This window comes from Mycobacterium sp. NGS54 (assembly GCF_059812465.1).
The window spans coordinates 13,707-33,691 of record NZ_JCALCS010000008.1 but is presented as its reverse complement, the minus strand read 5'-3'; the positions used below and the strand labels follow the sequence as shown (position 1 = coordinate 33,691).

The 19,985-nt window shown below is 68.6% G+C and carries 16 protein-coding genes; 3 read left to right on the top strand and 13 right to left on the bottom strand.

Annotated elements, in window-relative coordinates; all coding sequences use genetic code 11:
* Positions 1-28: 28 nt before the first annotated feature.
* The 5 genes from AC5Y5E_RS24755 to AC5Y5E_RS24735 all read right to left on the bottom strand — a co-directional run bounded on the left by AC5Y5E_RS24755 (position 29) and on the right by AC5Y5E_RS24735 (position 8,977).
* Positions 29-946, bottom strand: a complete 918-nt coding sequence (locus tag AC5Y5E_RS24755) for a DUF881 domain-containing protein (protein ID WP_499905804.1) — start codon at positions 944-946, stop codon at positions 29-31.
* Positions 939-1,544 (bottom strand): CDP-alcohol phosphatidyltransferase family protein, encoded by a 606-nt coding sequence (locus tag AC5Y5E_RS24750; RefSeq protein WP_499905803.1) that lies wholly within the window; start codon positions 1,542-1,544, stop codon positions 939-941. The genes AC5Y5E_RS24755 and AC5Y5E_RS24750 overlap by 8 nt, the downstream gene beginning before the upstream one ends.
* Before the next feature lie 86 nt (positions 1,545-1,630).
* A complete protein-coding gene (locus tag AC5Y5E_RS24745; RefSeq protein ID WP_499905801.1) occupies positions 1,631-4,768 on the bottom strand; it encodes a type 2 lanthipeptide synthetase LanM family protein in 3,138 nt (1,045 codons plus the stop codon).
* 129 nt (positions 4,769-4,897) lie between these two features.
* Complete coding sequence (gene secA2, locus AC5Y5E_RS24740; RefSeq protein ID WP_499905800.1) at positions 4,898-7,222, bottom strand: accessory Sec system translocase SecA2; 2,325 nt, start codon at positions 7,220-7,222, stop codon at positions 4,898-4,900.
* A gap of 102 nt (positions 7,223-7,324) precedes the next feature.
* Positions 7,325-8,977 (bottom strand): acetolactate synthase, encoded by a 1,653-nt coding sequence (locus AC5Y5E_RS24735; protein ID WP_499905798.1) that lies wholly within the window; start codon positions 8,975-8,977, stop codon positions 7,325-7,327.
* 81 nt (positions 8,978-9,058) lie between these two features.
* On the opposite strand from AC5Y5E_RS24735, the gene bacA reads away from it, so the two are divergent.
* Positions 9,059-10,978: a vitamin B12 ABC transporter pemease/ATP-binding protein BacA gene (gene bacA, locus AC5Y5E_RS24730; RefSeq protein ID WP_499905796.1), complete on the top strand. Its 1,920-nt coding sequence runs from the start codon at positions 9,059-9,061 to the stop codon at positions 10,976-10,978.
* A 72-nt stretch (positions 10,979-11,050) separates the two neighbouring features.
* Here the strand turns inward: bacA and AC5Y5E_RS24725 are convergent, their stop codons facing one another.
* From AC5Y5E_RS24725 to AC5Y5E_RS24715, 3 genes are all read right to left on the bottom strand, one after another.
* A complete protein-coding gene (locus tag AC5Y5E_RS24725; RefSeq protein ID WP_499905794.1) occupies positions 11,051-12,508 on the bottom strand; it encodes an FAD-binding protein in 1,458 nt (485 codons plus the stop codon).
* Positions 12,505-13,008 (bottom strand): VOC family protein, encoded by a 504-nt coding sequence (locus AC5Y5E_RS24720; RefSeq protein WP_499905793.1) that lies wholly within the window; start codon positions 13,006-13,008, stop codon positions 12,505-12,507. Before AC5Y5E_RS24720 ends, AC5Y5E_RS24725 begins: the two co-directional genes overlap by 4 nt.
* 125 nt (positions 13,009-13,133) lie before the next feature.
* Positions 13,134-13,817, bottom strand: coding sequence for a TetR/AcrR family transcriptional regulator (locus tag AC5Y5E_RS24715; RefSeq protein ID WP_499905791.1), 684 nt, complete (start codon positions 13,815-13,817; stop codon positions 13,134-13,136).
* 110 nt (positions 13,818-13,927) lie between these two features.
* On the opposite strand from AC5Y5E_RS24715, the gene AC5Y5E_RS24710 reads away from it, so the two are divergent.
* The gene (locus AC5Y5E_RS24710) at positions 13,928-14,374 is read left to right on the top strand and encodes a nitroreductase/quinone reductase family protein (RefSeq protein ID WP_499905789.1); all 447 of its coding nucleotides are present in this window, start codon (positions 13,928-13,930) and stop codon (positions 14,372-14,374) included.
* Between the two features lie 6 nt (positions 14,375-14,380).
* Here the strand turns inward: AC5Y5E_RS24710 and AC5Y5E_RS24705 are convergent, their stop codons facing one another.
* Both AC5Y5E_RS24705 and AC5Y5E_RS24700 read right to left on the bottom strand, forming a co-directional pair.
* Complete coding sequence (locus tag AC5Y5E_RS24705; protein WP_499905787.1) at positions 14,381-15,055, bottom strand: Rv1815 family serine proteinase; 675 nt, start codon at positions 15,053-15,055, stop codon at positions 14,381-14,383.
* Positions 15,056-15,153: 98 nt separating this feature from the next.
* The gene (locus AC5Y5E_RS24700; RefSeq protein WP_499905785.1) at positions 15,154-16,098 is read right to left on the bottom strand and encodes a sterol desaturase family protein; all 945 of its coding nucleotides are present in this window, start codon (positions 16,096-16,098) and stop codon (positions 15,154-15,156) included.
* A 63-nt stretch (positions 16,099-16,161) separates the two neighbouring features.
* Between AC5Y5E_RS24700 and AC5Y5E_RS24695 the strand changes: the two genes are divergently transcribed.
* Positions 16,162-17,361, top strand: coding sequence for an NAD(P)/FAD-dependent oxidoreductase (locus AC5Y5E_RS24695; RefSeq protein ID WP_499905784.1), 1,200 nt, complete (start codon positions 16,162-16,164; stop codon positions 17,359-17,361).
* Positions 17,362-17,366: 5 nt separating this feature from the next.
* On the opposite strand, the gene AC5Y5E_RS24690 is transcribed toward AC5Y5E_RS24695, so the two are convergent.
* The 3 genes from AC5Y5E_RS24690 to AC5Y5E_RS24680 all read right to left on the bottom strand — a co-directional run bounded on the left by AC5Y5E_RS24690 (position 17,367) and on the right by AC5Y5E_RS24680 (position 19,971).
* Entirely contained in the window at positions 17,367-18,074 is a 708-nt protein-coding gene (locus tag AC5Y5E_RS24690) for an MgtC/SapB family protein (RefSeq protein ID WP_499905782.1), read from the bottom strand.
* 140 nt (positions 18,075-18,214) lie between these two features.
* Positions 18,215-18,538, bottom strand: coding sequence for a DUF732 domain-containing protein (locus tag AC5Y5E_RS24685; protein ID WP_499905781.1), 324 nt, complete (start codon positions 18,536-18,538; stop codon positions 18,215-18,217).
* 26 nt (positions 18,539-18,564) lie between these two features.
* Positions 18,565-19,971, bottom strand: coding sequence for a PPE family protein (locus AC5Y5E_RS24680; protein WP_499905779.1), 1,407 nt, complete (start codon positions 19,969-19,971; stop codon positions 18,565-18,567).
* Positions 19,972-19,985: the final 14 nt, after the last annotated feature.

Here is a 19,985-nt window from a genome sequence, read left to right as displayed (position 1 = left end):
CCCCTCTGTCTTCCGAACAGCTCTCTCACTAGGGCCCAATCTGTTTGGCGAACTTGACATCCCGGATCGGTCCGGCCGGCAGCGACAGGCCGTCGGCGACGTCCACGGTGACGACGACGCCGTAGGAGGCCTCCAGCAGCCTAAGCCGCTGCAGGCCGGGGCTGCCGTCGAAGACGTCCCGCATCGAATGCGGCGGCCCGACCGCCAGGATCTTGTAGGGGCTGCTGGTGGGGTTGTTGTCGACGAGGATCGCGCCGCCGGCCTGCCGGATGGTGACGTTCGGTCCGATCCGGACCCCGCCGACGGAGATGGCTTCCGCGCCGCTGGCCCACAACGAGTTGACGACCAGCTGCAGGTCGCGGTCCAGGATGATCTGCCTGCTGCCGTTGATGCGCTGCTTGGACACGTCCGAAAGGTTCGGGCCGGCACCGGGATCGGTCACGGTCACCGTGAGGCCGGGACCGATGACCGGCTTGCTGGCCGCGGCGAGCCCGAGGGCGTCGAGACTGGCCAGCAGCCGCTGCCCCTGGGCGTTTTCGGCGAGCGCGTGTCGCTGCACGTCGTCGAGCCGGGTCGACAGCGCGCTGCGCTCCTGGCCCAGCTTGGCCGCGGCGGCTTCCGACGAACGCACGCTTTCCAACAGCAGCTGTTGCGCGGTGCGCACGCCGGGCGCCACCGAGCGCGCCTGCGCGACGGCGGCGGCAAACACCGTGGCGATCAGCAGCGCGGCCAGGGCCTGCCAAAGCCAGCCGAATGCGCGTTCGCGCCCCCGCGGTTCCGAGCCGTCACGCTTGCCCGCGGCGGCGGCGTAGCCGGGATCCAGGTGCTCCGAGAGCAGGGCACGCAGCAGCGAGGGCACCGGGATCAGCTGCGGCCGCGCCGCGGCGTGGGCGCTGCGGCCCGCATTGGGGTCGTAGCCGCCGAGCAGGCGGTCCGCGTCAGTCATGACTGCCCGCAGGCTGTTTCAGCTTGGGCATCCGGCGCACGACCAACGTCATCTGCACCGCGTACAGCACGAACGCCCACAGGTACATGTACAAGCCCCAGCCCAGGAAGCCCCAGCCGAAGGCCCGCACCACGCGGCTCCACTCCGCGCCGCCCGTGCCCAGTAGCACCAACGGAAAGCCGGCCATCAACGCGAAGGTGGCGCCCTTGCCGACGTAGGTCACCGGCAGCGCCGACAGCCCGCGACTGCGAAGCACCGGCAGCGTCGCGGCCAGCAGCCCGTCGCGCGCCAGCAGCGTGATGACGAACCACCATGGCACGATCCCGCCGATCGCCAAGATGATCGGGACCGTCACCATGTAGAGCCGATCCACCGCCGGGTCCAGCAGGACGCCGAGCCGGGAGGACTGGTTGAGCGTGCGGGCGATCTTGCCGTCGGCCCAGTCGGAGGCCCCGCTGAACATCAGGATCGCCACCGCCCAGCCGTTGGCGTGGGCGAACAGCAGCACGTAGACGAACACCGGGATGAGCAACAGCCGGACGGCGCTCAGCGCGTTGGGCACCGTCAACACCCGATCGGGCGGAAGCACGGGCTCCATGAGCCGTGACATTAGTCGAACGCCGGGCCCGAAGCCGACCGCGGCGGCGGGGCCACCGACGCGAGGCCGCCGACCGCCAGATCATTTCATTCCCAGATCAAGACGTTGGGAAGCGAGGGCTCGATCCGCCGCAACACCGTGTAGCCGACGCCCGCGATGCCCCGGAAAAGGCCGAGATTGAAGCGGCTGGTGGTCCCGCCGGTCCACCGGTAGTCACCGGTCGACCGGGCGGTTTCGATCACTGACAGCAGCCGCCGCGAGGCCAGCTCGCGAAGGTCGTCGCGCCCGAGGACGCCGCCGGCCTCGTACAGGAACTCGATGCTGCCGAGCGTGCCGCAGCACAGCGCGTCGGTCGCGCCCGGCCATTCGTGCTCGGTAGCCGCAACGGCGTTCTCGACGTCGGTGCGCAGGACTCCGCTCGACGTTACTGGGCGTCGGGTCATGGCGGCCCGCGCCAGCCCGATGCCCTGCGCGCCATAACACCACTTGGTTCGCCCGCCCCGCAGGTCGGGCCAATCGCGGCGGTCGGCGTCGAAGGAGGCGTTCTCGAAGGTGATGCATTCGGTTGCGGCGCTTGCGAACTCGTCATGCCCGGTGGCCGAGGCCAGGGATGCCATAGCGTATGCGTAGCCCGCCGCGCCGTGCGACATGCCGTTGAGGGGTGCGTCGGAACCGGGCGGCGCCCAGCTCCGCCCACCCGGCGGCCCGGCGCGCCGCTGGGCAAGCAGGTGCCTGCCGCAGTTGGTCGCGCGCTCGAGCGCGTCGCCGGACCCGGTTTGGCGATACAGCCGAAGCAGACCGAGGATGGCGCCGGCACTGCCGCCCAGGACGTCGAGCCGGCGATCTGCCGATATGAGTTCCCGGGTGATCAACGCCGCCGCGGCGTGAGCATCGAGGAGCACATCGTCGTCGTCGAGCAGCGCCGAGATGACCGCGAGGCCGTACACGATCGATCCGAGGCCAACGCCACCGCCGATACCGACCTGGCGGGCGACGCGCTCCGGGCTGGGCCCTCGCAAGAATCCCCGAAGCCGGGACAGCGCGGCGCCGGCAAGGGCCCTCGACGAGGTGGAGCTCGTGACGGCGGCATGCGCGGCAAGAAACACCGCGATGCCACCTGCGCCTTTGTAAAGGTCTGGACCGAGCACGACGAGCTGCGACAACTCGGACTCGCCCAGCCAGTCGAGGCCGATCCAGGCCGCGCCCGGCCCCTTGCGCACGGCGTGCTTCGACAGCGTTCGGGCAACCGCGTCGGCTTCGGCGGCGAAGACATCGGGGGCCGACAGCCCGTTCGCGGGGTCAAGCTGGGCGGTACCCGGCTTCGCGGCAGCTCGCTCGAGCGTGGCGATGCTCTGCCGGATGAGTTCCGTCTGCCATGCGATTTCCTCGTCGTCGAGGCTGCACACGCGGGCGCGCGCCCGATCCAGGCCCGGCGTCGTTCCCTGCGGAATCGAGGTGCCCTGCGCGTCTCGGATGCTGTGACCGTCGCCGGCCATCACGAAGTGCGGAACATTCAGGTTCACGACAGCCGCGCGCTCGGCGCGCAGCAACGGCCACGCGGGGTCAACGTCGTGCTCCCAGTCCGCCAGTTGCGCCGGGAAGTCCGCCTGCGCAGACCACCCGACACCGTCGTCCATGGCACGGTGATCCTGCAGATGCTGCAGCAACATGCCGTAGAACCTCGTCGGCCGTACGACCCTCCGGATCGGCAGGCCGGCAAAGCCCTCGAACAGCTCGTCCGGGCGCTGCCGCGAAAGGAACCGCGCGTAGTCGCGGAATCCCGAGGTGAAATCGTCGCCGTAACCGCCCAGCCGGGAATGAGACCCGTTGATATGGGGCAGATTTGGGATGGTCGAATCGGTCCGGACAACTTTCGCGGGGCGCATCGCATCGGAGTTGACGTCGTTCCACGTGAGGCTGGTTTGGGGCGCGGAATTCGAGATCACCGCGCCCATCGAGAAGGTTTCATTGGAATCCCAGCTGTACGTGGGAAGGACGCCGACCATCACCACCGAATTCATGACCTTGGCCATTGCCGCACCGAATGCGTCCTGATCCCCCTCGGCATCGGTGTCGCCCCACGGCTCGGCCGGCTGCAGGATCATCTCCAGATCGATCGGTACCGGGTGTTCTCCGCAGGCGATGATGTTCTCTTGATGCATGTCGACGCTGACGAAGCAGTGGAAGAGCGCCAGCCAGGCACCAGCCCGCCGGAAGTATCGCTGAAAGCCATGTCTATCAACGCAACTCGTGTGATCGATGAATTCCGTCCAGCCGTAACCTTGCCGCGCCAGAACGCCCACGGCCCGCAGCTCGACCGGAGCACGGCAGTTCAGTCTTTCGATCAGCGCATGCCACGCCGCGTCGACATGTAAATCCTTGGGCTTGTACACGACCCGTGAGCCGTCCCGGAAGCCGATGACCGTTACGGTACGGCCGAAGTTGTGCCGGTCCGAGAGGTCGCCCTCGATGCTGGTTACCTGGCACGGCGGGGCCGACTCGAGCAAGTCGCGCCGGATCGCCGGCAGGTCAGCGTCCAGCCGCACGACCAGTTCCCGTGCCGCGTCGATCCACTGCCGGGTGAGCGAGGCCATCAGCCGCAACAGGACCGGTTTCTCGTCGAACAGCCGACGCCATCCGCCCGCCTTCATGCCGCGGACGAAGCGGTCATAGCAGCCGCTCGGCCCGCCGTCATCGCGGGCTTTCACGAAACGCTCGTACAGCGCGGTTGCCGCAAGGTCCGACAGCCGCGCTGTCAGCGAGCGGCGCAGGCCTGCGCGCGCGCCGTCGTCCAGCGCGCTTCGGACGCCGTCGCCCACACCCGACCAGAGGATGCGCTCCGCCTCCCGGACGACCGGTTCCAGCAGTTCCGCGAAGGCGCACGGCTCCGTGCCGGGAAGCGCGGTGTGCCACGCGGTTTCGCGGGAGTCCTGCAACGCCTCGGCGATCCAGCCCGCGTCCTCGACCCAGCGCGGTGCGGGCAGGCGCGGATCGCGGCGAACTGTCGCGAATTTTGCCAGCACGTCCTGGATCGACAGCCCGTCGCGCTGCAGCCGCCTGGCGAACAGTGACACGTCGCCACCGGCGGACGATCGGCACCATGCGGCGAGACGACGCGTGGCCAAGTCGGTGTCGCTCTGCTGAACAGGCAATTGCTCAAACGCGTCGGAGAGCAGTTCGTCGACGGTGGCGGCCCGAATCAGCAGGCGCTCATCGAAAACCATCGACAGCCGCCATCCCGCTGAGCTTGGGTATTCGGCGCAGCACCAGCGTTATTCTGCACCACGCAGAACGCGAACGCCCAGCCGTGACCTCAACGCAGCAAGGTCACGGTCCGCAGTCGGGACCGATTGTCAGCGGAACACCCCGGGCAGGCTCAGGGTCGACAGGGTGTCGTCCGACAGCGGGTTGTCGTTGACCATGTAGGTCCACGTCGACGTCGGCCGCGCCAGCTTGGACAGGTCCAGCCCCGGCTCCTCTTCGAGCACGTTCGCGGTCTCGAACGTCTGCTGCGCCGCCTCGATGGCGTCGGCGGCCAGGGAGGCGAACGCGTCGACCGCCATCCGGTGGAACTCGTCGAGCGGGTTCTGCCGGCCCAGCGCGCGCAGGTGGATGCTTTCGCGGATGTCGGCGAGGTAGGCCAGATGGTCGGCCCAGCCCCGGTCGAGGTGATACAGCATGATGAGCCGGCAGATCTTCTCCAGGCGGTCCTCGGAGATGTCTTCGGACAGTTCCTCGTAGCGGTCGGGCGCCAGCTCGGCAAGTTCCTCGCGCGCGGTCGCGGTGCGCAGCAACGTGTTTCGCCGGTCGACGATGATGGCGCGCTGCTGCGCGATCAACTGGTTGTAGCGCCAGGTGTTCGCGTGCACGTCGAGCATCCGACCCTCGGCGACCCGCTGGGCGTGGTCGAGCATGCCGGCCGCCTTGGGGCTGACGATCCGGCCGTCGTCGTCGGTCTGCATGGGCAGCTTGTTGTGGTCGAGGTTGGCCGCGACGACGTCGTCCTCCCAGCTGGAGAAGAACACCGACGACCCGGGGTCGCCCTGCCGTCCGGCGCGGCCGCGCAGCTGGTTGTCGAGCCGCTGGGTGTGGTGGCGGCCGGTGCCGACCACGTGCAGCCCGCCCAGTTCGGCGACGCGGTCGTGGTCGGCCTCGTCGGACCCGCCGAGGCGGATGTCGGTGCCGCGCCCGGCCATCTGGGTCGACACGGTGACCGTGCCGTACTCGCCGGCCTCGGCGATCACCTTGGCCTCCTCGGCGTCGTTCTTGGCGTTGAGCACCACCGCGGGCACGCCGCGCCTCAGCAGGCGCTCGTGCAGCTCCTCGGACTCGGCCACGTCGCGGGTGCCCACCAGCACCGGCTGCCCGGTCTCGTGCACCTCGGCGATGTGCTCGACGATCGCGTCGTTCTTGGCGGCGGCGGTGATGTAGACCCGGTCGGACTCGTCCTCGCGAATGTTGGGCTCGTTCGGGGGGATTGGCGACACGCCGAGCTTGTAGAACTGGCGCAGCTGCTCGCCGGCGGCCAACGCGGTGCCGGTCATGCCGCACACGGTGGCGTAGCGGTTGATCAGCGCCTGCACGGTGATCGTGTCGAGCACCTCGCCGGTTTCGGTGGTCTCGATGCCCTCCTTCGCCTCGACGGCGGCCTGCAGGCCGTCGGGCCAGCGCTGCAGTTGAGCGATGCGCCCGCGGGCGGAGTTGATCAGGTGCACCGCGTCGTCGCGCACGATGTAGTGCACGTCGCGGTGCAGCAGCACGTGCGCATGCAGCGCGACGTTGACCTCGGTCAGGGTGGTGCCGACGTGCTCCTCGGAGTACAGGTCGATGCCGCCGAGCGCCTTTTCCACCTTGCGCGCGCCGACGTCGGTGAGGTGGACGTTGCGGCTGTCGGCGTCGGTGTCGTAATCCGTCCCGGCGTCCAGCTCGCCGACCAGCTTGATGATCTCCAGCCGCGGTGTCTCGCGGTGCGTGGTGCCGGCCAGCACGAGCGGCACCAGCGCCTCGTCGACCAGCACCGAGTCGGCCTCGTCGATGAGGGCCACGTCGGGGTTGGGTGACACCAGGTCGTCGACGTCGGTCACCAGCTGGTCGCGCAGCACGTCGAAGCCGATCTCGTTGACCGAGGCATAGGTGACGTCGCAACCGTAGGCGGCGCGGCGGTCCTCGCTCGACGACTCCGCGGTAATCCAGCCGACCGTCAGCCCCAGGGCCTGTAGCAGCGGGCCCATCCATTCGGCGTCGCGGCGCGCCAGGTAGTCGTTGATGGTCACCACGTGCACGTGCCGCCCGCCCAGGGCGTATCCGGCCGCGGCGATCGCGCCCGCCAGGGTTTTGCCCTCACCGGTGGCCATCTCGATCACGTCGCCGGCCAGCATGCGCAACGCGCCCAGCAGCTGGACGTCGAACGGGCGCAGTCCCGTCGTCCGCTCGCCCGCCTCCCGGGCGATCGCGAGGAACTGCGGGATGTCGGCGGACTCGGCGAGGTCGTCCAGCTTGAGCAGCCCGGTCGCCTTGCGCAGCTTCTCGTCGCTGAGATCGGCGGCCTCCTTGTCGAATTCCGACGAGGCGTCGACGTCCGCGAGGGAGCGGCTGCGGTTCTTCTCGGTGCTGGCGCCGAGCAGGCGCCAGAAGCGACTACTCAGGCGGCCGGGTTGGGTCCGGGTGGTCTTTGGCACAGGTCAACGGTACGCGAGCCCCAATCACCCGCGAGCGTGGATGTTTGACCGCGACACGCCGGGCGTACGCATGCAACTACGCACGCTCGCGGCCCGAAGGAATCAGGCCAGGTTGGATCGGCGGGGGTAGGCGACGGCCGGGTCGGTGAGCACGTTGACGACTGCGGGTAGGCCGCTGGCGAAGGCGCGCTCCAGCGCGGGCCGCAGCTCGGCGGGCGCGGACACCAGCTCGCCGTGGGCGCCGAGGGCGCGCGCGACCTCGTCGTAGCGGGTGCCCGGACGCAATTCGGCCACCACCGAGTAGCCGTACAGCGCCTCCATCGGGTGCTTCTCCAGCCCCCAGATCCCGTTGTTGCCGACCACCGACACGACCGGCACGCCGTGCCGGGCCAGGGTGTCCCATTCCATCCCGCTGAAGCCGAAGGCGCCGTCGCCCTGCAGCAGCACGACCTGGCGGTCCGGCCGGGCCAGCTTGGCGGCCAGCGCGTAGCCGGGGCCCGACCCGAGGCAGCCGAACGGGCCGCTGTCCAGCCAGCAGCCCGGCAGGTAGCTGTCGATCACCCGGCCGGCATAGGACCCGAAGTCGCCGGCGTCGATCACGACGACGGCGTCGCGGTCCAGCAGCGGCGCCAGCTCCGCGTATACCCGCATCGGATGCAGCGGGGTCCGGTCATCGGCCAGCTCGGCCTTCTCCTGGGCGCGCGCCGCGGTCTCGGCCGTGCGCAGCCCGGCGACCCAATCCTGGTGTGCGGCACCAGGTGTCGCGGCGAGGGCCGACAGGATCGAACTCAGATCGCCGTACAGGCCCGCGGCGATGGGACGGGGATGCTCGCGGACGGGTTGGCCGCGGTCGGCCACGATCAGCTGGGTGTCCGGCCCGAACACCTTGCCGAAGCCCAACCGGAAATCCATTGGCACGCCGACGATCAGCGCCACGTCGGCCTCGCCCAGGGCCTTGCCGCGCACCCGTGAGAAGGCCATCGGGTGGTCGGCGGGCACCGCACCCCGGGCCATCCCGTTCATCAGCACCGGAATCTGAAGCCCCTCCGCGAGGCGCAGCAGCGCGGCCTCGCCGTGTCCCCACCAGACGTTGGTGCCCGCCATGATCACCGGCCGCTGCGCCGCCGCCAACAGGCCGACGGCACGGTCCAGGGCCACGGCGTCCGGGGCCGGGACGGGCGGCACGGTGCCCAACGCGCCGGGCCGGGCCCAAATTTCCGGGTCGTCCGACATCGAGAAGGCGTGATCCATCGGAAAGTCGACGAACCCGACACCGGACGGGGCGCCGACCGCCGCCCGCAACGCCTCGTCGACCAACCGGCCGGCGTCGTCGGCCGACTGTGCGGTGGCGGCGAATCGGGCCAGCGGCGCCACGAACGGCACATGGTCGATCTCTTGCAGCGAGCCCATGCCCCAGCGCCCCGCGGGTGCCCGCCCGCCGAGAACCACCAGGGGCGAGGAGTTCTGCTGCGCCGCCGCCATCGCGCTCATCCCGTTGGTGACGCCCGGCCCGGCGGTCAACGCCGCCACCCCGGGCAGCCTCGTCACCTTCGACCAGCCCTCGGCGGCGAAGGTCGCGGTTTGTTCGTGGCGGGTGTCGATCAGCCGGATGCCCTCGTCGCGGCACCCGTCGTAGATGGAGAACAGGTGGCCGCCCGATAGGGTGAACACGGTGTCGATGCCGCTGGCTTTGAGCCGGCGTGCGATGAGTCGGCCGGCATGTACGGTCTGGCTGGACGGAGCGTCGATGCTCATCCAGGCAGCCTATCGACAATCCCTCGGGTACCTTCGCCGAAGGATTTCGTGTCAGGCCTCGACCTTAAGGAGACATCGACCATGGGCCCGAAGCCGTTCACGCCGTCGATCAACTGGTCGGCGGCACCGATCGATTCCCTGCGGTGGGTCGCCATAGCCTGGGCGATCGGCGCGGTCTGTCTGCTCGCCGTGCTCGTGGCGTTCCGGTATTTGACGCCGTGGGGCCGGCAGTTCTGGCGGATCACCCGCGGATACTTCGTCGGCCGGGCCAGCGTCAAGGTGTGGGCGATGCTCGGCGTGCTGTTGCTGTCGGTGCTGCTCGCGGTGCGGCTCACCGTGTTGCTGAGCTACCAGGGCAACGACCTGTACACGGCGGTGCAGAAGGCCGTGCAGGGCATCGCGGCGGACGACGCCAACGTCAAACAGTCTGGTATTCATGGCTTTTGGATGTCGATCGGGATCTTCAGCGTGCTGGCGACCCTGTATGTCATCCGGTTCATGATCGACATCTATCTGACCCAGCGATTCATCATCGCCTGGCGCGTCTGGCTGACCGCCAACCTGACCGACGACTGGCTGGAGGGCAAGGCCTACTACCGGGACCTGTTCATCGACAACACCATCGACAACCCGGACCAGCGCATCCAGCAGGACATCGACATCTTCACCGCCAACGCCGGGGGCACCCCGAACATCCCGTCCAACGGGACGGGCAGCACCCTGCTGTTCGGGGCCGTCAACGCGGTGGCCTCGGTGATCTCCTTTGCCGCGATCCTGTGGCAGCTCTCCGGGAGTCTGGATCTTTTCGGCTTCGAGTTGCCGCGCGCGATGTTCGTCACGGTCCTGGTCTACGTGCTGGTCGCGACCGTGGTCGCGGTCTGGCTGGGTCATCCGCTGATCTGGCTGAGCTTCAACAACGAGAAACTCAACGCCGCATTCCGTTACGCGCTGGTGCGGTTGCGCGACGCGGCCGAGGCCGTCGGCTTCTATCGCGGCGAACGGGTCGAGCGGGCGCAGCTGTGGCGGCGCTTCACCCCGATCATCGCCAACTACCGCAAGTTCGTGCGCCGGACCATCATCTTCAACGGGTGGAACTGGTCGATGTCGCAGATCATCGTCCCGCTGCCGTGGGTGATCCAGGCGCCGCGGCTGTTCGCCGGCCGGATCGACTTCGGCGATGTCGGCCAGAGCGCGACGGCATTCGGCAACATTCAGGATTCGCTGTCGTTCTTCCGTAACAACTACGACGCGTTCGCCGCCTTTCGGGCGGCGATCATCCGGCTGCACGGGCTCGTCGACGCCAACAGCCGGGGCCGCGCGCTGCCGACGATCCTGGTCAAGCCGAGCGACGAGGCGACGGTCGAGCTGCGCGGTGTCGAGGTACGCACGCCGGCCGGAGACCAGTTGATCGACCCGCTCGATGTGGCGCTCGACGACGGTGACTCGCTGGTGATCACCGGGCGCTCGGGCGCCGGCAAGACCACGCTGCTGCGCAGCCTGGCCGAGTTATGGCCGTACGCCTCGGGGACTTTGTGTCGTCCCGAGGGCGACAACGCCACGATGTTCCTCTCGCAGTTGCCCTATGTGCCGCTGGGGAGCCTGCGCACGGTCGTGTGCTACCCCAACGAGCCGGGCGACGTCTCCGACGGCGAGCTGCACGACGTGCTGACGAAGGTGGCATTGGCGCCGCTTGCGGCCCGGCTCGACGAGGAGCAGGACTGGGCCAAGGTGCTGTCCCCCGGTGAGCAGCAGCGTGTCGCCTTCGCCCGCATCCTGCTGACCAGGCCGAAGGCGGTCTTCCTCGACGAGGCCACCTCGGCGCTGGACGAGGGGCTGGAGTTCGCGCTGTACCAGCTGGTGCGCACCGAGTTGCCGGACACCGTCTTGGTCAGCGTCAGCCACCGGCCCACCGTCGAGCAGCACCATGCGCAACAGCTGCACCTGCTCGGCGGTGGCGAATGGCGCCTGGGCCCGGTGGCGAAGGAACCGGCCGGGGTTTAGGCCGGCGAGTTTCGGCGAAGGCGCGGCGAGCCTGTAAATCCGCAGGGGTTTACTCGCGCTTTCCCTGCGGATTTACAGGCTCGACGCAGCCGCGTGCGCTCCGGCGCGGCGCCCGAAGAACGAGCCCTCGCCCAGCTGCGTCCCGCTGGCATAACCCTTGCCGTCCTGAGCGATGTTGGATGCGCACGCCCCCACCGCGTACAGGCCGGGCACCACGCTGTCGTCGTCGCGCAGCACCTGCCCGTCCACGGACACGGCCAGCCCGCCGACGGTGAATCCGGCGTACATCGCCTTGCCCAGCGACATGTCGAACGCGCCCCACGGCCCTTTGTCCTGCGCCGCAAGGAATTCCGGCTGCTTGTGGAAATCGGGATCCTCGCCGTGGGCGGCATGGGTGTTGTAGCGGTCCAGCGTCGCGACCAGGTTGCCCTGCGGGATGCCCAGCGCGGCTTCCATCTCGGGCACGGTCTCCCAGCCGTCGATCAGCGGCACCAGCGGCATCTTGGGATGCTCCAGGTGCGCCTCGTCGACGATCAGGAACGCCGCGCTGTCCGGCTGATCCATGATGAATCCGGCCGTGCGCGAGTGGTAGGAGTCCTCGGCGACGAACCGCTGCCCGAGCTTGTTCACGATGATCCCGGTGAGCAGGATCGACGGCGGGTAGGGCGGCGCCGTGATGAAGATCTGATCCATGTGCTGGGTGGCGCCTCCCGCGGAGACGCCCATCCGGATGCCCAGGCCGTCGTCGTAGGTGTTGCCGAGCACGAAAGGCTTCTCGCCCAGCTTCGGGGTGTATTTGGCTACCATGTCCGGGTTCATCACGAAGCCCCCGGCAGCGATGATCACCGAGTTTGCCTTGATCGCACCGGTTTCGGAGAATTGCTTCCACGTCACGCCGGTCACGGCCCCGGCGTCGTCCACGATCAGCTGGCTGGCACCGGTCTCGTAGCGCACCTGCACGCCGAGGCTCGCGGCCCGCTTGAGGAGCAGGTCGATCACCATGCTGGCGCCGCCGGTGTCGCCCGGCACGGGCACCTTGTGGCCGCGCGGCGCCGGGACCGCCTTCTCCAGGAAGGGCCACACCTTCTCGTTGCCGGTGAACATCAACCCCTCGGTGTTGGGCTGGATCACCGCCTTGCCCGGAAAGTAGCTGCGCTCGAACTGAAAACCCAAGTCTTCCAACCAATTGAAATGCTCGACGCTGCCCTCGCAGTAGGCGCGAATCTTGTCGTGGTCCGGCTGCCGTGACACCGCGACGAGATACTTGTACATCTCCTCGGCCGAGTCGGGATGGCCGGTGGCCTCCTGCACGGCGGTCCCGCCGCCGAGGTAAAAGTGGCCCCCCGCAAGGGAAGTGGTGCCACCCGCCGCGGCCGCGCGCTCGAGCACCAGCACCCGCGCGCCCGCGGCCGCGGCACTGACCGCCGCGCACCCGCCGCCGATGCCAAAGCCGATCACCACCACGTCGACCTCGTCCGACCAGGAGGACACCGTGTCCGCGTTGACAGTTGCCGGGATCTCGGTGCTCATTGCTGCTGCTCCTGCTTGATGTAGTCGTAGAACGCCCTCATCTCCGGTGTGACGTAGGCGATCTCCAGATACGGCACACCGGCCTGCCGCGCCGACACGTAGGCGAACTGGATGCCGCCGGGCATCACGCCCTGCTGCACGACTGGCGCGCCCTGCGCGGCGGCCTCCGCCAACGCTGCGTCGAATGCCTCCGGGCTCGGCGCCTCCGTGCAGATGTGGTGCAGACCGGGCCCGGATTCGCGCAAAAAGTCACTATAGATGTTCTTCCCGTGGACCGGTGAGATCAGCTCCAACTGCATGTCTCCGAGGTAGCTCAGCGAGATGCTGGCGACGAAATCGGCGGGCCTGCCGAGGTAGCTGCAGCTGTCCGGGGCAAAGTGCACCTCGGGTATCCGCACCCACTTCCGAACGCCTAACAGGCCGGTGAGGGCGGTTTCCGTGGCATCCAGGTCCGGGGTGACCCAGGCGATCTGCGTCGGCGATTGAGTGGAAAGGGTCATCGTCTCGCAGGATAGCCCAGCCGGCCGGCCTCCAGAAAGGGCCGGCAAGGCTTTGCCGCGAGCGGCAGGGTCGACTGTGCAAAAAGGGCGGTGAACACGTTCTAATTCGCTGGGCCAGTGCCGGGTCAGTGCTGGGTCAGCACGTCCACCAGCAGCCGCAGCTGGGTGTCGAACACCGCCGCCGGGTCGGTCAGGGTATCGGCGCCGTACTGCCCGAACACCTCGAGGTTGATGGCGCCCAGCACGCCCGCCCACAGCAGGAAGCACTTGGCGGTCACCAGGTCGTCGCCCGGAAACCCGAACTCGTGGCGAATGCGTTCGAAGTCGGACGACATCGGTTGCGGCGCCAGGTCATTCGTCAGGCGGATATCGCCGGTCGCAATGCCGGCGGCCACGGCGTCGAAGAACGCGCCCACGACGCGGGTGCCGGCGGGAACCGTGCGCTCGGCGGGCGCGTGATAGCCGGGGACGGGGCTGCCGTACAGCAGGGCCCAGCGGGCGGGGTCGGCCACGGCCCACGCCCGGGCCGCCCGCGCGATGGCGATGACGTCGTCGCTCCACGCCTCACCCGCGGTCTCGCGGGCCCGGTCCACGCTGTCGGCCAGGTCGGAATAGGCGTCCACCAGCAGCAGGGTCAGCAGCTCGTCGCGGCTGGACACGTACCGGTACACGGCCGAGGACACCATGCCCAGGTCGCGGGCTATCGCGCGCACCGACAACCCGGCGGCGCCGGCTTCCACCAGCTGGCGGCGCCCGAGTTCGATGATTCGCGCCTCGATCTGCTCCCGCGACTCCTGGCGTTTGCCCACGCGGCCAGTGTGACACAACCGAGAACACCGCTCTTGCTTTTTGCCGGCGACTGTGGCAGCGTGTCCGGCACAGAGAGCACCGCTCTCGAATCCCCAGGAGAGGACGCACCATGGCCACGCGCTACGAAGAACCAGGTCGCGTTGCCCGCGCCGGCAACGCGGTGATCCGCTGGCTCGCCGAGCTGGGCATCAGCATCGCCGGGACCCGGGCGCTGCGCGTCCGTGGCCGCAAGAGCGGGAAAGCGCGTGCGGTGGTGATCAACCTGCTCACCGTCGACGGCGTGGACTACCTGGTCTCCCCGCGCGGCAACACGCAGTGGGCCCGCAACGTGAGGGCGGCGGGCGTCGTCGAGGTTGGTCCGCGCTGGCGGCGGCGACGCGCCCACGTCACCGAGGTGGGCGACGCGGCCAAGCCCGAGGTGCTGAGGCGCTATTTGGCCCGCTGGTACTGGCAGGTCAAGGACTATGTCGGCGGGTTGACGCCGGATTCCACGGATGAGCAGCTGCTCGCCGGCGCGCCCTCGATTCCGGTGTTCGTGCTCAAGCCGGCCGGGTAGGCGGGATCAGCGGGGGTTGGGCGTCGCCCCGAGATCCTGGCGGACCTGGTCCGAGGTGGCCCGCCACGACACGGCCGCGGGCAGATCGCCCCAGACGCTGTTGAAGATCCCGACGATCTCCCCCGGGCCGCCGTTGGGCGCCAGGTACACCGGTCCCCCGGAATCGCCCCGCTGGCTCTGGACACCGTGCGACATGGTGAACCAGCCGTTGTTGACGCTTTCCACGGTGCCGCAGGTCTCGCCGGTGACGACGCCGAAATGGCACACCGCCTGGCCCGGCGCAAGCGCCAGGGCCGGGTTGGATTCCAGCGGACGCCCGCCCGGTAGCACATTGTTGGCCGTCACGCCGCTGTCCAGCACGATCGCCTCGTAATCGTTGATCGACTGGTCGGTGGCCACGGTGGTGCCGCTGGGCGTGTTGTCGCGGAATGTGGCCTGACGGCCGATGACGTTGTGTTCGCGGTCGTAGACGACCCCGCTGCCGCGGCAGTGCCCGGCGGTGAACGCGATCTTCAGGCCCGGGTCGACGTAGGCGAGGGTGCACAGGCGATTGTCCTGGTGGATCTCCATGCCGGGAAAGACCACCGGGGGGTCCGCTTTGGCCGGCAGGGGCGGCAGCCACGATGCGACTGCCAGGACGGATGCCGAGGCGGCGAATGCGTGCAGTGCCAGGCGGCGCATGATGAGCTCCGATCCCTCCGTGAAATGCCGACCCGAAGGGTGACGTTACGGCTTGATCTCACCCCTCGTTGATCTTTTCGCACTTGACGGCGCTGGCGTTACCCCGGCGTGACCAGTGGCACAGCGCCGTCGGTCCGCTCCGCCCCGCGCGGTACCCAGCCCGGCGGCCCGAACACGTAGCCCAGCCGATCCCGCAGGCGGTTCGCCGATCGCCAGTCGCGGGCGATGGCGACGTATTCGCGGGTCTGCAGCTTCCAGATGTTGAACGTGTCGACCTGCTTGGTCAGGCCGTAATGGGGGCGGAACAGTTCGGGCTGGAAGCTGCCGAAGAGCCGGTCCCAAATGATGAGGATGCCGCCGTAGTTCTTGTCCAGATAGAGCTGGTCCATCCCGTGGTGCACCCGGTGGTGCGACGGGGTGTTGAAGACGAATTCGAACGGCCGCGGCAGCTTGTCGATGCGCTCGGTATGGATCCAGAACTGGTAAATCAGGTTCAGCGACCAGCTGAAGTACACCATCCAGGGGGGAAGCCCCAACAGCGGCAACGGAGCCCACATCAGCACCTCGCCGCTGTTGTTCCACTTCTGGCGAACCGCCGTGGCGAGGTTGTAGTACTGGCTGGAGTGGTGGGCCTGGTGCGTCGCCCAGATCAGCCGGACCCGGTGCGCGATGCGGTGGTAGCCGTAGTACAGCAGGTCGACGCCGACGAGCGCGACGACCCAGGTGTACCACTTGGCCGGCGAGAGGTGCCACGGCGCCAGGTAGGCATAGATCGCGGTGTAGCCGAGCAGGGCCAACGCCTTCCAGCCGGCGCTGGTGGCGATCGAGACCAGGCCCATCGAGATGCTCGTCCACGAGTCGCGGGTCAGGTACGCGCCGGATTCGGGCCGCTCCTCGTTGGTCTGGGAGGCCTCGCTGCGCTGCAGCTTGCGGGCCGCGGTCCATTCGATGGTCAACAGCAACAGGAAGAACGGGATGGCGAACAGCACCGGGTCGCGCACCTGCGGCGGCAGCGCGAACCAGAACCCGATGACAGCATTCACACCGATAGATTACGACCATCGGCCGACTCTGGTAACGGCCCGTACCAATGAGGTGTTGAGCACTTGGCCGCAGTGCTGGTAATCGGCTCGGGGTTCGCCGGGTTATGGGCGGCACTCGGCGCGGCCCGGCGGTGCGACGAGCTCGCCATCCCGGCCGGCAGCGTCGACATCACCGTGATGAGCGCCCAACCCTTCCACGACATCCGGGTGCGCAACTACGAAGCCGACCTGACGCCCTGCCGAATCCCGGTCGCCGGCCTGCTCGACCCCGTCGGCGTTGCGCACGTCGCCGCCGAGGTGACCGGCATCGACACGGGCGCCCGCACGGTCACCACGTCGAGCGGCGCGACGCACGGCTACGACCGGCTGGTGCTGGCGTCGGGCAGCCACGTGGACAAGCCCGCCATCCCCGGGCTGCGGGAGTTCGGTTTCGACGTCGACACCTACGACGCCGCCGTCGCGCTGCAGCGCCACCTGCGCGAACTCGCCGGCGACTCGCCCACGCCGGCGGCGGCCACCGTCGTCGTGGTCGGTGCGGGACTGACCGGCATCGAGACGGCCAGCGAGCTGCCAATTCGGCTGCGCGCCTTGTTCTCTCAGCGAGGCGCCACCCCGCGCGTGATCCTGGTCGACCGCAACCCCCTGGTGGGATCCGACATGGGGTCCTCGGCGCGTCCGGTGATCGAACGGGCCCTGTCCGACAACGGAGTCGAAATCAGCACGTGCACAGGCGTCGCCGAGGTGACCGAGCGGCGCGTGACGCTGTCCTCGGGGGAGCAGCTCGAGGCGGCCACCGTGGTGTGGTGCGCGGGCATGCGGGCCAGTTCGCTGACCGAGCAGCTCGGTGTGCCACTCGACCGCCTGGGCCGGGTGCAGGTCGACGACTACCTGCGGGTGGCCGGCGTGCCCGGGGTTTTCGCCGCGGGCGACGTGGCCGCCGCGCGGATGGACGACGAGCACCTGTCGGTGATGTCGTGTCAACACGGGCGCCCGATGGGCCGCTACGCCGGCTACAACGCCATCAGCGACCTGTTCGACGAGCCGATGCTGGCACTTCGAATCCCTTGGTACGTCACGGTTCTCGATCTCGGCCCGGCGGGGGCCGTCTACACCGAGGGGTGGGATCGGCTGGTGGTTTCGACCGGGCCCGAGGCCAAGGCCACCAAGCGGACCATCAACACCCGCCGAATCTACCCACCGCTGACCCGCGACCGCGCCGAGCTGTTGGCGGCTGCCGCGCCCGCGCTGCAGGGCCGCCCCTGACCGGATCAGTCGGACTGCGCGTGATCGCCGGCGTACCAGTGCACCGCGCGCACGCCCGGCTGCAACGACAGCTCGGCCACCAGCCGCTCGAGTTTCGCCGGGGTGTGGCCGTCCATCAGCAGATGCGCGGTCAACGTGATCTCGTCCTCGCCGGCGGGCCCCGTGTGGATGCCGCGCAGCGTCATGTCGTTGCCGCTAGCGTGTTGCACGATCTGCGCCCGCGCGTACTTCTCGGTTTTCGGGCGGCAGATCACCTGCACCAGGAAGGGCTGCAGGTCTTCGTCTTCCTCGTCGGTGCTGTCGCGGTCGATGAGGCGACCGAGGGGGCGCCCGAACAAATGAATGGCGATCACTGTGCCGGTGCCGATCACCGTGAAGATCAGGTGCCCCGACGCGGCCAGCACGCCTATCGCCGCCGAGCACCACAGGGTCGCCGCGGTGTTGAGGCCGCGCACGTTGACGCCCTCGCGCAGGATCACCCCGCCGCCCAGGAATCCGATGCCGGACACCACATACGACGCGACTCTTGTCGGGCTGGTGTCCTCGGTGGCGACCGCGTACAGCACGAACAGCGTCGCTCCGGCGGCGACCAGCGCGTTGGTGCGCAGGCCGGCGCGCCGCGCCCGCCATTGCCGCTCCAGGCCGATCAGGGCGCCACAGCCCACCCCGACGGCAAGTCGAAGGGCGAAGTCCGCGACGCTCAACGTCTGCATCGGACCGCACTCCTTCCCCCGGCTCCCGGCGCTGGTCGGCGGCAGCTAACCACGCACAGGTGAACGGCAGGTGGACCGGAAGCTATCCGGATGGCCTGCGGCCACATCCGCGAAACCGTTGGAGAGGCGGACGCCCGCCGCTATGACTTGGAGAGCTGCTGGGGGCAGTAGAACTTCGCGGCGATCATCGCGAAGTTCGAGGCGTTCTCCATGTCCATCCCAGGGTTGTGCGTCTTGACGTCGTGGACGAGCTCGAGACCCGATTCGCCGTTGTTCAGACAAGTGCACACGGCCTTGCCCGACGTGACGGCCGCACCCGGATCCGAATAAGGGATGCCTACTTGGTGCAGGGCGGCGAGGAAGCCCCCGTCGTCGCCCTCCGGGGCGGGCGGCGGATCCGCGTAAGCCGGGGCCGCGAGGCCAATAGTGACGAATGCGCCGAGCAGCGCTAGCAACAGTTTCATAACCAATCTCCCAATTACCTTGCGCTCTAACCTGATTGCGCTTCCGATGGCACGACTTTGGCCTTGCCTCCCTTTTTCAGATGCACGGCGTGGACGCCGGGCTTCTTCGCCAGCTGCTCGAGCAGGCTGTCAAGACCCTCCTGGTCGACCGTGTGGTGCTGCACGCTTTCGGGTTTCTCCGAGATTTGTGCCACCAGACGCTTGAGTTTTTCCGGCGAATGGGCGTCTTTGAGGTCCTTGATCGGTTTGACGCGGCCGCGGACGCCAGCACGGGCCACAACGGTGGGACCCCCGGCGCCCATGGCGCTGCCGAGCATCCCGGCCGCGGACATCGAACTGAACAGCCCGCCCTCGCCCAGCGCGGCCGCCGGCACGGCTTCCGGCCCGGCGGCCGACAGCGCGGCAGCTACCGTCCTGATGCCCGGCGTGGCCGTGGCCCAGCTCGGCGGAACGGACAAGTTGCCGACCAGGGTGCCGGCATTTCCCATGCTGCCCGATACCGCGTTGAACAGCGTGCCCCGCCCAAAGTGTGCCGCCCCAAGCCCGCCGCCAAGCAGGTCCCTCGGGATTGCGCCAAGGGCCGAAGGGTGCGGGGCGAACTTGAGGACTTGTGACACGGGGAGGTTGATGGCCAGCCCGATCCAGTTGTACTGCGTGGTATAGCCCAGTGGAGTCCTTAGGGCTGTGTACAACTGGGAGAGCGTCGTGGACGAGCCTGGCCCAAAGACGGTGTTCACGATGTTGTTGAAAAAACCGGTGTAGGAGGTGCTGAGGTTTGCCAGTCCCGCCAGTATCGGGTTGCCCACTGTCAATGGGTTCGCTACTTCTGACACGAGGGACTGCGCGGCGCCGGCCGGAGTGGCTGCGGCGGCGGCCACCGCGGCCGCTTGGGTGGCGGTCCCGCCGGCGTTGGTGATCTGTGGGGCCGCGGTAAACGGTGTCACGTCGGTGGCGGCCGCCGACGAGCCGGCGTAGCTTTCCATCGCGGTGGCGTCTTGGGCCCACATCTCGCCGTATTGCGCCTCGGTGGCCGCGATCGCCCCGGTGTTCTGCCCGAAGATGTTGGTCGCCACCAGCGACGCCAGCTGGCTGCGGTTGGCCGCGATCTCCACTGGCGGCACGTGCGCGGCGAACGCCGTCTCATAGGCAGTTGCCGCCGCGGTGGCCTGGCTCGCGGCTTCGGCGGCTTGGCCTGCCATGCTCTGCATCCAGGTCAGGTACGGGGCGACTGCGCCGGCCATGCTCGACGATGACGGACCGGTCCAGGGCCCGCTGCTCAGAGTCGAGATCACTGATGAGTAGGAGGACGCGGCCGACTGTAATTCGGTGGCCAGCCCTTCCCAGGCCGCCGCAGCCGCACGCATTGACCCCGATCCTGGACCCGTGTACATCCTGCCCGAGTTGATCTCCGGTGGAAGCGCTCCATAAAACATGTCTGTTACCCCTT

What these genes read in the sequence shown, in the direction of transcription:
- AC5Y5E_RS24755 (WP_499905804.1), bottom strand. Translation starts at nt 946, where the DNA reads ATGACTGACGCGGACCGCCTGCTCGGCGGCTACGACCCCAATGCGGGC.
- AC5Y5E_RS24750 (WP_499905803.1), bottom strand. Translation starts at nt 1,544, where the DNA reads ATGGAGCCCGTGCTTCCGCCCGATCGGGTGTTGACGGTGCCCAACGCG.
- AC5Y5E_RS24745 (WP_499905801.1), bottom strand. Translation starts at nt 4,768, where the DNA reads ATGGTTTTCGATGAGCGCCTGCTGATTCGGGCCGCCACCGTCGACGAA.
- AC5Y5E_RS24735 (WP_499905798.1), bottom strand. Translation starts at nt 8,977, where the DNA reads ATGAGCATCGACGCTCCGTCCAGCCAGACCGTACATGCCGGCCGACTC.
- bacA (WP_499905796.1), top strand. Translation starts at nt 9,059, where the DNA reads ATGGGCCCGAAGCCGTTCACGCCGTCGATCAACTGGTCGGCGGCACCG.
- AC5Y5E_RS24725 (WP_499905794.1), bottom strand. Translation starts at nt 12,508, where the DNA reads ATGAGCACCGAGATCCCGGCAACTGTCAACGCGGACACGGTGTCCTCC.
- AC5Y5E_RS24720 (WP_499905793.1), bottom strand. Translation starts at nt 13,008, where the DNA reads ATGACCCTTTCCACTCAATCGCCGACGCAGATCGCCTGGGTCACCCCG.
- AC5Y5E_RS24710 (WP_499905789.1), top strand. Translation starts at nt 13,928, where the DNA reads ATGGCCACGCGCTACGAAGAACCAGGTCGCGTTGCCCGCGCCGGCAAC.
- AC5Y5E_RS24705 (WP_499905787.1), bottom strand. Translation starts at nt 15,055, where the DNA reads ATGCGCCGCCTGGCACTGCACGCATTCGCCGCCTCGGCATCCGTCCTG.
- AC5Y5E_RS24690 (WP_499905782.1), bottom strand. Translation starts at nt 18,074, where the DNA reads ATGCAGACGTTGAGCGTCGCGGACTTCGCCCTTCGACTTGCCGTCGGG.
- AC5Y5E_RS24685 (WP_499905781.1), bottom strand. Translation starts at nt 18,538, where the DNA reads ATGAAACTGTTGCTAGCGCTGCTCGGCGCATTCGTCACTATTGGCCTC.
- AC5Y5E_RS24680 (WP_499905779.1), bottom strand. Translation starts at nt 19,971, where the DNA reads ATGTTTTATGGAGCGCTTCCACCGGAGATCAACTCGGGCAGGATGTAC.